Genomic DNA, 15504 nt, shown 5'->3' with positions numbered 1-15504 from the left:
GCGCGGCGCGGCGGCCCGGTGGCTAGCATCGGGCAACGCCGTACCGGCCCCCACGGGCCGGGCGTGGTCACGGAGCAACGCTAGGGGGCACCAGTCATGACCTACCCGCCGCAGCAGCCAGGCGGCCAGCCGGGGGCTACGGGCAGCAACCGGGCCCGTACGGCCAGCCCCAGCAGGGCGGATACCCCAGAGCGGCCAGCAGCCCCAGCCCGGTTACGGCGGGACCCAGCAGTTCGGGCAGCCCGGCCCGTACGACGGCACGCAGCAGTACGGCCAGCCCGGCGGGTACGACAGCACCCAGCAGTACGGCCAGCCCGGCGGGTACGACCAGTACGGCCAGGGCGGTTACCAGCCGCAGACGGGCCCTCAGCCCCAGCAGGGGTACCCGCAGTACGGGCCGCAGGACCAGTGGGGCCAGCCCCAGCAGCAGGGCTTCGGCGGCTACGACCAGTACGGCGGTGGCTTCGGGGACGCGCCCCCGCCCAAGAAGAAGAAAACCGGCCTGATCATCGGCCTGGCGGTGGCCGCGGTGGTGGTCGTCGGCGGTGGCGTGACCGCGGTGGTCCTCGCGACCCGCGGCGACGACCAGCCGACCGCCGCCCCGCCGGCGAGCACCTCGGCGGCGCCGACGACGGCCCGAAGGCGTCCACCCCGAAGCCCAAGAGCACCACCCCGAGCAGCCCGACGTCGAAGAGCAAGCCCGCGAGCGGCCCGGCCCCGGCGGCAAGCCCGGCTCCCAGGAGCTGTTCGACGCGACCGTCGCCGCGTACAACGCGCGTGACGAGGAAGCACTGGGCGACACCATCTGCCGCAGCGTCTACGAGGGCAGCACGGGCACGATCCCGAAGGTCACGGTGAAGCTGACCGGCACGCCGGAGGAGACCGGCGACAAGGCCACCGTCCGCTACTCCGCCACCGACGGCACCAAGACCAAGGTCGGCACCATGTCGGCGCAGAAGGAATCCGGGCTCTGGTGCCTGTCCAACGTCAAGGCGGACGGCTCGTGAGCACCCGGCGTCGGTGAACCGCGCGCTCGCCGGCGGGCTGGTCCTGGTCGGTGTGGCCGGTGCGGGCGTGGTCCTCGGCCTGCTGCTGGTCGCCCCCGGCGGCGGCTCCCAGCCGGAGCCGTCGGCCACGCCGCCACCACCGTCCCGCCCGGCGACCCCCTCCGCACCCGACGAAGCCGACACGGCGGCGGTCGCGGTACTGGCCCGCGCGATCGTCGACGCGATCGCCCGCCACGACTCGGCCGCGTTCGGCAAGCTCACCTGCCGCCCCCAGACCGCGGACGCGCTCGCCCGCCTGCAGCGGATGTGGGACGCGGCCGGCCCGGTGACGGTCAAGCTCCTGGAGCCCCCGGACCTGCGCGGCGAGTCCGCGACGGCGAAGGTGCACGTCGAAGCGGCGGGCGGGGTGAAGGACACGCCGTTCCCGCTGCACAAGGAGAACGGCCGCTGGTGCGTGCCGGGCTAGCCGGTCGGGTCCGCGCCCGCAGGCCGACGCGGTCCCGGCCCTGCCTCAGCCCTTGCCCTTGCTCGGCCGGCGCGAAACGCGCGGGGACACCGTCCCGTCGGCCAGCCGGCGCGCGGTCAGCAGGAACGCCGTGTGCGCCACCATCCGGTGGTCCGGGCGGACCGCCAGGCCGACCACGTGCCACGGGCGCATCAGCGTCTCCCACGACTCGGGCTCGGTCCAGCACTGCTGCTCGCGCAGCGACTCCGTGACGCGCGAGAGCTGCGTCACGGTGGCCACGTAGACCGTCAGCACCCCACCGGGGACGAGGTGGGCGGCCACGTTCGGCAGCTGCTCCCACGGCGCCAGCATGTCCAGCACGACGCGGTCGACCTCGCCCTCGTGCGAGGCCAGGTCGGCGACGGTGAGCGACCAGTTGGCCGGCTTCTCGCCGAAGAACTTCACCACGTTGCGCTCGGCGTGCTCGGCGTGGTCGTCGCGGATCTCGTAGGAGTGCACGTGCCCGGCCGGGCCGACCGCGCGCAGCAGCGAGCAGGTCAGCGCCCCGGAACCGGCCCCCGCCTCGAGCACGCGCGCGCCGGGGAAGATGTCGCCCCACATCACGATCTGCGCGGCGTCCTTCGGGTAGATCACCTGCGCGCCGCGGGGCATCGACAGGACGTAGTCCGGCAGCAGCGGGCGCAGCGCGAGGTAGGTCGACCCGCCCGCGGACGTCACCACCGAGCCTTCGGGCCTGCCGATCAGGTCGTCGTGGGCCAGGGCACCGCGGTGGGTGTGGTACTCACCACCGGCGGCCAGCGTCAGGGTGTAGTGCCGCCCCTTCGAGTCGGTCAACTGCACCCGATCACCCGCGCTAAACGGTCCGCTGACCGACAACACTTCCTCCTGTAACCCGTTTGGCCGACGCCAGATCTTCGCAGGCCGCGCGGGGCGAGGGCTCAGCGGGTACGGCGGTTCAGCGCGGCCCGCAGGTCGTCCCGGCGCAGCACGCCCGCCGGGCGGCCCTCGTCGTCCACCACGAGGAACTGCCACGCCGCCGTCTCGCGGACCCGCTCGACGACGTCCTCCCCCGGTTCCGAAGCCAGCAGCACGGTCTCGGCCCGGATCGGCTCGGCCGCGAACTCGGCCGGCGCGTGCGGCGACGAACTCGCGAGCCGTTCCGCCTCGCCCACGTCCAGCAGCCCGGCCGCCACGCCGTCCGCGCGGACCAGGACCACCCCGCGGCCGGCCGAGGCGGCCAGCGCGTCCGACACCGGGCTCTCCGCCGGCAGCTGCAGCACCGGCCGGACCAGTTCGCCGAGGACCAGGCCGTCCGGCCAGGTGCGGCGCGCTTCGGCGGCCAGCTCCGACCGGGCGCCGAGGACCACGAACCACGCCGTCACCACGCAGACGCCCAGCCGCAGCCAGCGGTCCGGGCTCGCCGTCGCCAGGCCCCACAGGGCCCACACCAGCAGCCCCGCGGCCACGACCGCACCACCGGCGACGGCCGCGCGCGTGCCCTTGGCGCGGATGCCGGTGACCGCCCAGACGCCGGCGCGGACCAGCCGCCCACCGTCCAGGGGCAGCCCGGGCAGCAGGTTGAACACGCCGACGGCGAGGTTCGCCACCGCGCATTCGGCGACCAGGAGCCAGACCGCGCCGTCCGGCGGCACGGCGAACATCAGCAGCCCGCAGAAACCCCCGAGCAGCAACGACACCGCGGGCCCGGCGGCGGCGACCATGCCTTCGTCACCGGGACGCTTGGGCGTGCGGGCCACTTCGGACAGACCGCCGAGGAGGAACAGCCGCAGCCGCCGCACCGGGATCCCCAGCCGCAGCGCGACCAGGCAGTGCCCGAGTTCGTGGGCGAGCACGGACAGGCCCAGCAGCAGCGCGAACGCCCCGGCCAGCAGCCACGACGTGGTGGCGGAGGCATCCGGGAGCAGCCGCCCGACCAGCGGCGCGTACAGCACGACGACGATCAGCGACCCGACCCACCACGAGGGCGCGAGCAGCACCGGCACCCCGGCGACCCGGAACAGCACGAGGCCGCCGTCCGGGCGGACGGCCTGCCGGGCGCCCCCGGTGCCCTGTTCACTGGTCGCGGCCATGCGGAGAGCCTAGAGCCCCGGGTGTGGGGAGCAAGTGATCCGCCCCGTCCGATGTCGTCCCGTACCCGAAGGGCCGACCCGGCGCACCCGCCCAGCCGCCCCGCGCACCCGAACGGTCGACCTGCGTACCTGGAGGGTCGGCTCACGTACCCAGGGAGTCGGGGTGCGTCTCTGGAGGGTCGGCTCACGTACCTGGAGAGTCGGCCCGCGCACCCGGAGAGTCGGCCCGCGTACCCGGACGGTCGGTTCGCGTACCCGGAGAGTCGGCTTGCGTCCCTGGACGGTCGGGTTGCGTACGCGGGAGGACGACACGCGTACCCGGCGGGACGACTCGCGTACCTGGGCGGACGACACGGCGGCCGTGGCCGTGTCGTCCCTTTGCGTCCGTGTGTCGTCCGTGTGTCGGAGGGGTGGCGGGCGTTGCGGTCGCCGGAACTGTCGTACCCCGGCGTTACGCTCTGCCCATGCCCGACGCCGACACCGTCACCACCGAACCACCCGCCGCGTCCGCCGTCGCCACCGAGGTGCGGCGGCGGCCCGCGTTGTCGCCGTCGAGGGCCAGCGACTTCAAGCAGTGCCCGCTGCTCTACCGCTTCCGCGCGGTCGACCGGCTGCCCGAGGTCCCGACCAAGGCCCAGCTGCGCGGCACGCTCGTCCACTCCGTCCTCGAGCGGCTCTTCGCCCTCCCCGCCGCCGAGCGCGTCCCCGCGCAGGCCCGCGAGCTGCTCGGCCCGGCCTGGACGGACCTGTCCGCGGACCGTCCGGAGTGGACCGAGCTGTTCGACGGCGAGAAGCCCGACGAACACGCCGAATGGCTCCGCTCGGCCGAAAAGCTCCTCGACGCCTACTTCGAACTCGAAGACCCGCGCCGCCTCGAGCCGGAGGCGTGCGAGCTGCACGTCGAGATCGAGCTCGGCTCCGGCGTCCTGCTGCGCGGCTACATCGACCGGCTCGACGTCGCCCCGACCGGCGAGATCCGGGTCGTCGACTACAAGACCGGTGCCGCGCCGCGCGAAATCGGCGAGGCCAAGGCGATGTTCCAGATGAAGTTCTACGCCGTGGTCCTGTGGCGGCTGCGCGGGATCGTGCCCCGCCAGCTCAAACTCATGTACCTGACCGACGGCCAGTCGCTGGCCTACACGCCCGACGAAGCCGAGCTGCTGCGCTTCGAACGCACCCTGGAAGCCATCTGGCAGGCCATCCTCAAGGCGGGCAAGACCGGCGACTTCCGGGCGAACAAGAGCAAGCTGTGCAACTGGTGCGACCACCAGGCGCACTGCCCCGAGTACGGCGGCACCCCACCCGACTACCCCGGCTGGCCGGAGCCCGGCGCGGGCGAGGAGACACCCCTGGACCGGGCCGACTGATGGCCGACGCCTTCTACGTCCCGCTCGGCGGAGACCGGTTCTCCGCGACCCGGCACACCGCCGGCCCGTGGAGCCCGGACGCCCAGCACTTCGGCCCGCCGTCGGCGTTGCTCGTCCGGGCCCTCGAAACCGTCGAAACCGCCCACCCGGCCGAGCTCGCGCGGGTGACCGTGGAAATCCTCGGCCCGGCGCCGGTCGCCGAGCTCACCGTCCGGGCCCGGGTCGAGCGCCCCGGGCGGTCGGTCGAGCTGCTGCAGGCGGAGCTCGCGAGCGCCGATCGGGTCGTGGCGCGGGCGTCGGCGTGGCGGATCGCGACGTCGGACACCGCGGAGGCGGGCACCGACGCCGGTCCCCTGCTGCCGGGCCCGGACAGCGTCGGCGAGTCGCCGTGGCCGGAGGGCTGGCAGGCCGGCTACCTCGACGCGATGGAGTGGCGGGCCGTGCGCGGCGGCATGGACGTGCCGGGCCGGCGGCCGTGTGGGCCCGCCAGCGGGTCCCGCTGGTCGACGGCGAGGAGCCGAGCGGCCTGCAGCGGCTGTTCGCCGTCGCCGACTCCGGCAACGGCGTGTCGAACTACCTCGACCCGCGGAAGTGGTGGTTCATCAACTCCGAGCTCACCGTTCACCTGCGCCGGGTGCCGGAGGGCGAGTGGATCGGCCTCGACGCGGTCACGCTGGTCGGCAAGCACGGCATCGGCACCGCGACGAGCATCCTGCACGACGCGGGCGGCCCGGTGGCCACCGGCGCGCAGGCGCTGATGGTCCGGCCGCGACAGGCCGGGGCCGGATAGCCACCCACAACGGGCCCGCATCCAATAACCTTCGCGGAACGACCGACTTGAGGAGCGCTCCGGCATGCAGATCACCTCGGTGGTCAACCAGAAAGGCGGGGTCGGCAAGACCTCGCTGAGCGTCGGCACCGCGGCCGCACTGGCCGAGCGGGGCCGCCGGGTGCTCCTGGTCGACCTCGACCCGCAGGGCCACGCGACGACCGAGATGCTCGGGCTGTCCGAGGTGGCCGCGGACCAGCCGAGCCTGGCGAAGGCGCTGGCCAAGACGTGGAAGGGCCCGATCGAGGAACTCGTCGTGCCGCACCCGCGCAGCAACCTCGGCAAGGGCGGCGCGCTCGACGTGGTGCCGACGTCACCGGGGATGTTCGACCTGATCCGGCGGCTCGACTCGTTCCGCGTCCCCGGCTGGCAGCTCGCGCGGGTCATCCAGTTCGCCAACTACGACCACTGCGTCATCGACTGCCCGCCCGCGCTGGACGTGCTGACGAACAACGCGCTGGCGGCCTCGCACGGCATCCTGGTGCCGGTCCAGCCGGACAAGACGAGCATCCGCGCGCTGCGGCTGCTGGCCGATCAGGTCCGGTACGTCGAGCAGACCGTAGGGCGGCAGCCGCTGTCCTGGTTCGGACTGGTGCCGAGCCTCTACCGGCGCCCGATCTCGCACTACGCGGCCGCGGCGCTGCAGGAGATGTACGACTTCGGCATCCCGATGCTGTCGCACCTGCCGCTGGGCGTGGTGATGAACGAGGCGGCGGCCCACGGCGTCCCGGTGACGACGTACGCACCGGAGACGTTGCAAGCGCTGTCCTTCCGCGAGATCGCCGAAACGCTCGACAGCCACCTGGCGCAGAACGCGGCCCCGGCGGTGGTCCCGGCCGACGAGGAGTTCGTCTTCGAGGACTTCATCTCCGAGGTGGCGGTGGCCCGCAACGTCAACGACAACGGCGCCCGCAAGGGCCTCTACGACCTGCTGCCGAAGAAACCCAACCGGCCCCGGTAGAAAATTTCCCCCGATTTCTGACCCGTTCGGCGGGTGGCGGTGATCCGAATGGGTTAGCGTCGCTCGCATGTCGGGGGTCCCTGCCAAACTCCATGCCCATCCCACCGTCGGGTTCGCCTGGCTGCGCATGATCGGCGCGGTGCTGGTACTCGTCGACCACAGCGCGCCGCTGCTCGATCCGCACCGGCTCACCGTCTTCCCGGCTTCGTGGCACATGTCGCCGGGTTACCTGGCGCTGATGGGCTTCTTCGCGATGAGCGGGTACCAGATCCAGGACAGCTGGGCGCGCGACCCGTCGTGGTGGCGGTTCGGCGCGCGGCGGCTGCTGCGGATCATGCCGCCCCTCGTGGTCGTCGTCGCGATCACGGTGTTCGTCATCGGGCCGCTCGTCACGACGTGGCCCGCGCACGACTACTGGACGCACGTCCAGACCTGGCGGTACCTGGTCGGCACCATCGTGCTGTTCTTCATGCAGCACCAGCTGCCCGGCGTCTTCAGCCACAACCCCTACCCCTTCTCGGTCAACGGCGCCATCTGGACGCTGCCGATGGAACTGCTCGGTTACGGCGTGGTCCTGGTTCTGGGCGTGCTGGTGCTCCTCGGCCTGCCGAAGCTGATCCAGGTCGTCGCGCTCGCCGGCCTGGTCGGCGCCGACAGCGTGTTCCGGGCGACGTTCGAGTACCACGGCGGCGGCGGGTCGCTGGTCTACATCCCGCTCGGCTCGACGGTGTCGTTCCTGGTGCCGTTCGCGATCGGGATGGTGCTGCACACCCACCGCGACCGCATCCCGTTCCGGCCGAGGTACGCGATCCCGTTGTTCCTGGCCTATCTCGCGCTCAGCCAGACCCCGGCGAGCCGGTACGCCCTCGCGATCAGCGCCGCTTACGGGGCCCTCACCCTCGCCACGCACTGGCCGAAGCGCCTGGAGCGGTTCGGCCCGCACGTCTACGGCAGCTACGGCACCTACATCTGGGGCTTCCCGGTCCAGCAGCTGATCATCCTGGCCGGAGTGCGGCAGGTGTGGCTGCTGATCCTGCTCGCCGTCCCGGCGGCGTACCTGGTGGGCCTGCTGTCCTGGCACCTCGTCGAACTGCCCACACAGCGGCTCCGCCGGTACCTGGCCACCCCGGTGCGCGCAGCCGCCCCCGCGGCGGCGCCGCGCGCGCAGCCGGTCCCGGCGGGTTCACCACCCGGCTAGCGAGCCCCGTCATGGGTGTTCAAGGCAGTTCCGGCTGCCCTGAACACCCACGACAGGGAAGGGTCAGAGGCGGCAGGAGCGGATGTCCGAGGCGAGGATCGCCTTGGCGCCGACTTCGGCCAGCTCGTCCATGATGAGGTTGACCTTCTTGCGCGACACCATGGCGCGCACGGCCACCCAGTCGTCGTCGGCCAGCGGGGCGACCGTCGGCGACTCCAGGCCCGGCGTGATCGCGATCGCGCGTTCCACCAGCGTCCGCGGGCAGTCGTAGTCCAGCATCATGTACTGCTGCGCGAACACGACCCCGCGCAGGCGCGCGGCCAGCTGTGTCTTCGCCTTGCTCTCCTCGGTGCCCCGCCGCTGCAGCAGCACGGCTTCCGACACGCAGATCGGGTCGCCGAAGGCCACCAAGTTGTTCTGCCGCAGCGACCGGCCCGACTCGACGACGTCCGCGATCGCGTCCGCCACGCCGAGCTGGATCGAGATCTCCACCGCGCCGTCGAGCCGGATCACCTCGGCCTCGACCCCGTGGCGGGCGAGGTCGTCGCGGACCAGCCGCGGGTAAGACGTCGCCAGCCGCTTGCCGTGCAGGTCGGCCGGCTTCCAGTCCCGGCCGGCCGGGGCGGCGTAGCGGAACGTCGAACCGCCGAACCCGAGCGCCTGGATCTCCTCGACCGGGGCGCCGGAGTCGAGCGCGAGGTCACGGCCGGTGATGCCGAGGTCGAGCTCGCCGGAGCCGACGTAGATGGCGATGTCCTTGGGGCGCAGGAAGAAGAACTCGACCTCGTTGACGTGGTCGAGCACGGTCAGGTCGCGCTGCTCATGCCGCTTGCGGTAGCCCGCCTCGCCGAGCATCTCCGTCGCCGCGGCGGCGAGGGCTCCCTTGTTCGGCACGGCAACACGCAGCATTTCGCTTCTCTCCTCAATCCCTCGCCCGGTCCAGCACCGGGCGAAACCCCGTCACAGGTAGCGGTAGACGTCCTCGGTCGACAGGCCACGGCCGAGCATCAGCACCTGCACCCGGTACAGCAGCTGGGAGATCTCCTCGGCGAGGCGCTCGTCGGACTCGTGCTCGGCGGCGATCCACACCTCGCCGGCTTCCTCCAGCACCTTCTTGCCCTGGGCGTGCACCCCGGCGTCGAGGGCGACGACGGTGCCGGACCCGTCGGGACGGGTACGCGCGCGCTCGGCAAGCTCCGCGAACAGCTCATCGAAGGTCTTCACGGTCCGGAATCCTTCCATCCCGGACCCCGCCGCGCCGCCCCGGCCCGCCGGGGATGCCGTCCATCTCACACGCCCGTGGACGCCGGCTCCCACGAGGTGGGAATCAGAAGAGCGCGCCCTGCTCGAAGTCGAGCAGGTAGCGCTTGCGCTCGAGGCCGCCGCCGTAGCCGGTGAGCGAGCCGGTCGAGCCGACCACCCGGTGGCACGGGACGATGATGCCGATCGGGTTCTTGCCGTTGGCCAGGCCCACGGCCCGGGACGCGGCCGGTTTGCCGAGCCGGTCGGCGAGCTGGCCGTAGGAGATCGTCGTGCCGTACGGGATCTTCCGCAGCTCGGCCCAGACCAGCTGCTGGAACGGCGTGCCGGCGAAGGCCAGCGGCACCTCGAACTCGTGGCGCTGCCCGGCGAAGTACTCCTTGAGCTCGGTTTCGGCGCGGGCGAAGATGTCGCCGCCCGGATCGGCGGAGCCGAAGGTCAGCTCGTCCGGGCGGTGGCGCTGGTCGACCATGTAGAGGCCGCAGAGCGCGTCCCCCTCGGCGACCAGCGTCAACGGGCCGCACGGGCTGTCGACGACGGCGTGGGTGCGCATGGGTTCTCCTGTCGGTTTCATGCCGCGGGCATCCGGTTGATCGCGTGGTCACCGGTGGCCCACAGGTGCTGGGTGGCGTAGGCGCGCCAAGGGCGCCACGCGGCGGACCGGGCGACGACGGCGGCCTGGCCGCCGAGTCCGAGGGTTTCGGCCGCGTACTTGATGCCGAGGTCGGTGGGGAGGAAGGCGTCCGGGTCGCCGAGCGCCCGCATGGCGATGCTTTCGACGGTCCACGGCCCGAAGCCGGGCAACGCGTTCAGCGCGGCCCGTGCCGCCTCCCAGTCGCTGCCCGCGCTGAGGTCCAGGCCGCCGGTCAGCGCCTCGACCAGCGCGAGCAGCGTGCGACGGCGGCTGCGCGGCATGGCCAGGGTCTCGGGGTCCAGCGAGGCGAGCGCGTCGGCCGAGGGGAACAGGTGGGTCAGGCCGCCTTCGGGGTCCTCGACCGGTTCGCCGTGCGCGACGACGAGCCGGGCCGCGTGGGTCCGGGCCGCCGCCGTCGAGACCTGCTGGCCCAGCACGGCCCGGACGGCGAACTCGGCACCGTCGACCGTGCGCGGCACCCGGCGGCCGGGTGCGGCCGCGACGAGCGGGGCGAGCAGCGGGTCGGTGGCGAGCTGCTCGTCGACGGCCACCGGGTCGGCGTCGAGGTCCAGCAGGCGGCGGCACCGGCTCGTGGCGGCCGGCAGGTCACGGAGGTCGGTCAGGGTGAGCCGGCAGGCGATGTGCCCGTCCTCCGGCCGCAGCGCGACGACGCCGTGGCCGTGCGGCAGCCGCAGGGTCCGGCGGTAGGCGCCGTCCCGCCACTCCTCCACACCCGGCACACCGGTCGCCACGAGGTGGCCGAAGAGGTTGTCCGGGCACAGCGGTTTCCGGTACGGCAGCCGCAGGACGAGCGCCCCGGCCGCCGACGGCTTGCCCTTCGCGCGCTGCCGCAGCTCGGTGGGCGAGAGGGCGAACACCTCGCGGACGGTGTCGTTGAACGCCCGGATGCTGCCGAAGCCGGCGGCCAGGGCCAGCTCGGTCATCGGCAGCGTGGTCGTCTCGATCAGGGTGCGGGCGGTCTGCGCGCGCTGGGCCCGCGCGAGGGCGAGCGGGCCGGCGCGAGTTCGGCGAACACCTGCCGCTCGACCTGCCGGACGCTGTAGCCGAGCCGGGCGGCGAGGCCGCGGACGCCTTCGGTGTCGACGACGCCGTCGGCGATCAGCCGCATCGCCCGCGCGACGAGGTCGGCGCGCTCGTTCCACAACGGCGAACCGGGGCTGGCGTCGGGGCGGCAGCGTTTGCAGGCCCGGAACCCGGCCTGCTGGGCGGCCGCCGCGCTCGGGTAGAAGCTCATGTTCTGCCGCTTGGGCGGCACGACCGGGCAGCTGGGCCGGCAGTAGATCCGGGTGGTCAGTACCGCGCAGTAGAACCACCCGTCGAACCGGGCGTCCTTCGCCTGCACGGCCCGCACGCACCGCTCGAAGTCATCGTGCACCACGCCAGCATCGCGGACTCCGGCGACCCGGGCTAGCGGAAAAGCGACATGGTCGTGGTCAGCCGAGCAGGGCCGCCAGCGCCGGCACGTCGATGCCCACCAGGGAGTCGCGGAACACCCGCCGCTCCCCCGCCTCGACCGGGACGTCGTTGGGGATCACCAGGACCGTGCAGCCGGCCGCGACCGCGGAAGCCGTGCCCGGCGGCGAATCTTCGACCGCCACACAGCGCGCCGGGTCGACGCCCAGCAGCTCGGCCGCCTTGAGGTAGGGGCGCGGGAGCGGCTTGTTCTGGCCTTCGACCTCGTCGCCGCACACGGTGACGTCGAAGAAGTCCCGGCCGATCGTGTTCAGCGCGAGTTCGGTCAGGTCGCGTTCGGTGGAGGTGACCAGGGCCGAGCGCAGGCCCGCCTCGCGCACCGCCGTCAGCGCTTCGCGCGCACCCGGGCGCCACGGCAGCTCGTCGTCGAACAGCCCGGCGGTGCGGCGGCGGATCTCTTCCCCGGTCGAAGCAATCGCCTCGGGTGTCACCGGAAGGCCGACCACTTCGAGGAGGTACGCCGAGGTGTCGTCCATGTTGGACCCGACGAGGGTCATCCGCTGCTGTTCGGAAAGCTTGCCGCCGAGGAATTCCGCCGTCTCGTAGAGCGCGACGTCCCACAGCTTCTCGGAATCGACGAGCGTGCCGTCCATGTCCCACAACACGGCGTCGATTCCGTCCACAGTGGAGTCTCCCTCAGGTGTTGAAGTACTTGGCTTCGGGGTGGTGGCAGACGATCGCGTCGGTCGACTGCTCGGGGTGCAGCTGGAACTCCTCGGACAGCTTGACGCCGATCCGGCCCGGTTCGAGGAGGGCGACGATCTTCGCCCGGTCTTCGAGGTCGGGACAGGCGCCATAGCCCAGGGAGAACCGGGCTCCACGGTAGCCGAGCTTGAAGAACTCCTCGACGTCGTCGGGGTCCTCTGAGGCGACCGCCACACCGCCGGGGAAGGTGAGCTCCTGCCGGATGCGGCGGTGCCAGTACTCGGCCAGCGCCTCGGTCAGCTGGACGCCGAGCCCGTGGACCTCCAGGTAGTCGCGGTAGGCGTCGGCCGCGAAGAGCTCGTTGGCGTAGTCGGCGATGGGCTGGCCCATGGTGACCACGGTGAACGGCACGACGTCCACCTCGCCGGACTCGCGGGGCCGGTAGAAGTCGGCCAGGCACAGCCGCCGGTCGCGGCGCTGCCGCGGGAAGGTGAAGCGCACCCGCTCGGGTGCGTCGGGCGAAGGCTCGGTGAGCACGACCAGGTCGTCGCCTTCGGCGACGCACGGGAAATAGCCGTAGACGACGGCCGCGTGGGCCAGGACGCCGTCGGCGGTCAGCCGGTCGAGCCAGTACCGCAGCCGCGGCCGGCCTTCGGATTCGACCAGCTCCTCGTACATCGGCCCGGCGCCGCCGCGGGCGCCCTTGAGCCCCCACTGGCCCATGAAGGTGGCGCGCTCGTCGAGCATGGCGGCGTAGTCGGCCAGCGCGACGCCCTTGACCACCCGCGAACCCCAGAACGGCGGGGACGGCAGCGGCACGTCGGTGGCGACGTCCGAGCGGGCGGGCAGGGGTCCCTCTTCTTCGACCTTGCGGGCTTTGCGCGCCTCGGCGATCCGCAGCGAGCGTTCGCGGCGTTCCTTGCGCTCCTGGCGCTTCTTCTCCGCGTCCGCGTCGAGCAGCGGCGATTCCCCGCGCTTGGCGGCCATGATCGCGTCCATCAGCCGCAGGCCTTCGAACGCGTCCCGCGCGTAACGGACGTCGCCGAGGTAGAGCTCGGTCAGGTCGTTCTCCACGTAGGACCGGGTGAGCGCGGCCCCGCCGAGGAGCACCGGCCAGCGCGCGGAGACGCCACGGGAGTTCATCTCCTGGAGGTTCTCCTTCATGATCACCGTGGACTTGACCAGCAGCCCGGACATCCCGATCGCGTCGGCGCCGTGTTCCTCGGCCGCGTCGAGGATGGTCGTGATGGGCTGTTTGATGCCGAGGTTGACGACCTCGTAGCCGTTGTTGGACAGGATGATGTCGACGAGGTTCTTGCCGATGTCGTGCACGTCGCCGCGGACGGTGGCCAGCACGATCCGGCCCTTGCCGGCGTCGTCCTCCTTCTCCATGTGCGGCTCGAGGTGCGCGACGGCGGCCTTCATCACCTCGGCGGACTGCAGCACGAACGGCAGCTGCATCTGGCCGGACCCGAACAGCTCGCCGACGGTCTTCATGCCGGACAGCAGCGTGTCGTTGATGATCTGCAGGGCGGGCCGCTGCTCCAGGGCCGCGTCGAGGTCGTCGGTCAGGCCGGTGCGCTCGCCGTCGACGATCCGGCGTTCCAGGCGTTCGAACAGCGGCAGCGCGGCCAGCTCTTCGGCCCGCGAAGCCTTCGACGAGGCCGCGCTGACGCCTTCGAACAGGGCCATCAGCTCCTGCAGCGGGTCGTACCCGGGACGGCGGCGGTCGTAGACCAGGTCGAGGGCGACCGCGCGCTGGTCGTCCGGGATCCGGGCCATCGGCAGGATCTTGGACGCGTGCACGATCGCGGTGTCCAGCCCGGCCTGGACGCACTCGTGCAGGAACACCGAGTTGAGCACCTGCCGGGCGGCCGGGTTGAGGCCGAAGGAGATGTTCGACAGGCCGAGGGTGGTCTGCACCTCGGGGTGACGGCGTTTGATCTCGCGGATGGCTTCGATGGTTTCGATGCCGTCGCGGCGGGACTCCTCCTGGCCGGTGGCGATGGTGAAGGTGAGCGCGTCGACGATGACGTCGCAGGTGCGCAGGCCCCAGTTCCCGGTGATGTCCTCGATCAGCCGGGTGGCGATGTCGGCCTTCTTCTGCGCCGTGCGGGCCTGGCCCTCTTCGTCGATGGTCAGCGCGACGACCGCGGCGCCGTACTCGCTGACCAGTTCCATCACCTGGGTGAACCGGGATTCCGGTCCGTCGCCGTCCTCGTAGTTGACGGAGTTGACCGCGCACCGGCCGCCGAGCCGCTGCAGCCCGGCACGCAGGACGGCGACCTCGGTGGAGTCGAGCATGATCGGCAGCGTCGACGCGGTGGCCAGGCGCCCGGCCAGCTCCGCCATGTCGGCGGTGCCGTCCCGGCCGACGTAGTCGACGCACAGGTCCAGCAGGTGGGCGCCGTCGCGGGTCTGCTCGCGGGCGATCTCGACGCAGTCGTCAAAATGACTCGCGAGCATCGCGGTGCGGAAGGCCTTCGAGCCGTTGGCGTTGGTCCGCTCGCCGATCATCAGCACGCTGGCGTCCTGCTTGAACGGCACCGCCTGGTAGAGCGACGACACGCCCGGCTCGGGCCGCGGGCGCCGCGGAACCGGCGGCGTGTCCGCCACCGCGGCGGCGAGCTGCCGGATGTGCTCGTCGGTCGTCCCGCAGCAGCCGCCGACCAGGCCGACGCCGAACTCGCGGACGAACCCGGTGAGGGCCTCGACCAGCGCTTCCGGGCCGAGCGGGTACACCGCGCCGTCCGGGCCGAGCTCGGGCAGGCCGGCGTTGGGCATCACCGACAGCGGCACCCGGGCGTGCTTGGCCAGCTGCCGCAGGTGCTCGCTCATCTCGGCCGGGCCGGTCGCGCAGTTGAGCCCGATGACGTCGATGCCGAGCGGTTCGAGCGCGGCCAGAGCCGCGCCGACCTCGGTGCCGAGCAACATGGTGCCGGTCGTTTCGACGGTGATCGAAGCGAGGATCGGCACGGACCGGCCTTCGGCGGCCATCGCCCGCTTCGCGCCGATGATCGACGCCTTCGTCTGGAGGATGTCCTGGGTGGTTTCGACGATCACGGCGTCGGCGCCGCCGGCCAGCAGGCCGCGGACCTCCTCGCGGTAGGCGTCACGCAGCGTGGTGAAGGGCGCGTGGCCGAGGGTGGGGAGTTTCGTGCCGGGCCCGACCGAGCCGAGCACGAACCGCGGGCGCTCCGGCGTCGCGAACTCGTCGGCGGTCTCGCGCGCCAGCCGCGCCCCGGCCTCGGCCAGCTCGAAGATCCGCCCGGTGATGCCGTACTCGGCGAAGTTGGCGAAATTGGCCCCGAAAGTGTTGGTCTCGACGGCGTCCGCGCCCGCCTCCAGGTACCCGCGGTGCACCGAGCGGACCACGTCCGGCCGGGTGACGTTGAGTATCTCGTTGCAGCCTTCGAGGCCGCCGAAGTCGTCCAGGCTCAGGTCGTGGGCCTGCAGGGCCGTGCCCATCGCCCCGTCGGCCACCAGGACACGCGTGCGGAGGGCATCGAGGAACGGTGACGACAGGCGGTCGGACATGCTGAACAGGGTAAGG

The 15504-nt window shown here is 72.4% G+C and carries 11 protein-coding genes and 3 pseudogenes; 6 read left to right on the top strand and 8 right to left on the bottom strand.

What is annotated here, in order from left to right; all coding sequences use genetic code 11:
- The first annotated feature begins 96 nt into the window (after positions 1 to 96).
- Positions 97 to 1007: pseudogene (locus HUT10_RS51730) on the top strand (hypothetical protein).
- Positions 1008 to 1020: 13 nt separating this feature from the next.
- Positions 1021 to 1473 (top strand): hypothetical protein, encoded by a 453-nt coding sequence (locus HUT10_RS01175; protein WP_176169476.1) that lies wholly within the window; start codon positions 1021 to 1023, stop codon positions 1471 to 1473.
- Positions 1474 to 1518: 45 nt separating this feature from the next.
- Here the strand turns inward: HUT10_RS01175 and HUT10_RS01170 are convergent, their stop codons facing one another.
- The gene (locus HUT10_RS01170) at positions 1519 to 2349 is read right to left on the bottom strand and encodes a tRNA (adenine-N1)-methyltransferase (protein ID WP_176169475.1); all 831 of its coding nucleotides are present in this window, start codon (positions 2347 to 2349) and stop codon (positions 1519 to 1521) included.
- Between the two features lie 62 nt (positions 2350 to 2411).
- On the bottom strand, positions 2412 to 3563 hold the full coding sequence (locus HUT10_RS01165; RefSeq protein WP_176169474.1) for a site-2 protease family protein: 1152 nt from the start codon (positions 3561 to 3563) through the stop codon (positions 2412 to 2414).
- A gap of 464 nt (positions 3564 to 4027) precedes the next feature.
- Between HUT10_RS01165 and HUT10_RS01160 the strand changes: the two genes are divergently transcribed.
- The 4 genes and pseudogenes from HUT10_RS01160 (at position 4028) to HUT10_RS01145 (ending at position 7918) form a co-directional block, all read left to right on the top strand.
- On the top strand, positions 4028 to 4930 hold the full coding sequence (locus tag HUT10_RS01160; RefSeq protein ID WP_176169473.1) for a RecB family exonuclease: 903 nt from the start codon (positions 4028 to 4030) through the stop codon (positions 4928 to 4930).
- A pseudogene (locus HUT10_RS01155) lies at positions 4930 to 5720 on the top strand (thioesterase family protein). Before HUT10_RS01160 ends, HUT10_RS01155 begins: the two are co-directional and overlap by 1 nt.
- Positions 5721 to 5784: 64 nt before the next feature.
- Positions 5785 to 6720: a ParA family protein gene (locus HUT10_RS01150; RefSeq protein ID WP_176169472.1), complete on the top strand. Its 936-nt coding sequence runs from the start codon at positions 5785 to 5787 to the stop codon at positions 6718 to 6720.
- Between the two features lie 67 nt (positions 6721 to 6787).
- Positions 6788 to 7918, top strand: coding sequence for an acyltransferase (locus tag HUT10_RS01145; protein ID WP_254896602.1), 1131 nt, complete (start codon positions 6788 to 6790; stop codon positions 7916 to 7918).
- A 63-nt stretch (positions 7919 to 7981) separates the two neighbouring features.
- Here the strand turns inward: HUT10_RS01145 and hisG are convergent, their stop codons facing one another.
- The 6 genes and pseudogenes from hisG to metH all read right to left on the bottom strand — a co-directional run bounded on the left by hisG (position 7982) and on the right by metH (position 15488).
- Complete coding sequence (hisG, locus tag HUT10_RS01140) at positions 7982 to 8827, bottom strand: ATP phosphoribosyltransferase (protein ID WP_176169471.1); 846 nt, start codon at positions 8825 to 8827, stop codon at positions 7982 to 7984.
- Positions 8828 to 8878: 51 nt separating this feature from the next.
- Positions 8879 to 9142 (bottom strand): phosphoribosyl-ATP diphosphatase, encoded by a 264-nt coding sequence (locus HUT10_RS01135; RefSeq protein WP_013226745.1) that lies wholly within the window; start codon positions 9140 to 9142, stop codon positions 8879 to 8881.
- A gap of 103 nt (positions 9143 to 9245) precedes the next feature.
- The gene (locus HUT10_RS01130; protein ID WP_176169470.1) at positions 9246 to 9731 is read right to left on the bottom strand and encodes a methylated-DNA--[protein]-cysteine S-methyltransferase; all 486 of its coding nucleotides are present in this window, start codon (positions 9729 to 9731) and stop codon (positions 9246 to 9248) included.
- A 17-nt stretch (positions 9732 to 9748) separates the two neighbouring features.
- Positions 9749 to 11208, bottom strand: a pseudogene (locus HUT10_RS01125) (AlkA N-terminal domain-containing protein).
- Between the two features lie 58 nt (positions 11209 to 11266).
- Complete coding sequence (locus HUT10_RS01120) at positions 11267 to 11929, bottom strand: HAD family phosphatase (RefSeq protein WP_176169469.1); 663 nt, start codon at positions 11927 to 11929, stop codon at positions 11267 to 11269.
- A gap of 13 nt (positions 11930 to 11942) precedes the next feature.
- Entirely contained in the window at positions 11943 to 15488 is a 3546-nt protein-coding gene (metH, locus tag HUT10_RS01115; RefSeq protein WP_176169468.1) for a methionine synthase, read from the bottom strand.
- Positions 15489 to 15504 lie beyond the last annotated feature (16 nt).

It is taken from the genome of Amycolatopsis sp. Hca4, from assembly GCF_013364075.1.
Classification (GTDB): Bacteria; Actinomycetota; Actinomycetes; order Mycobacteriales; family Pseudonocardiaceae; genus Amycolatopsis.
This window is presented reverse-complemented; position numbering and strand designations above follow the sequence as displayed.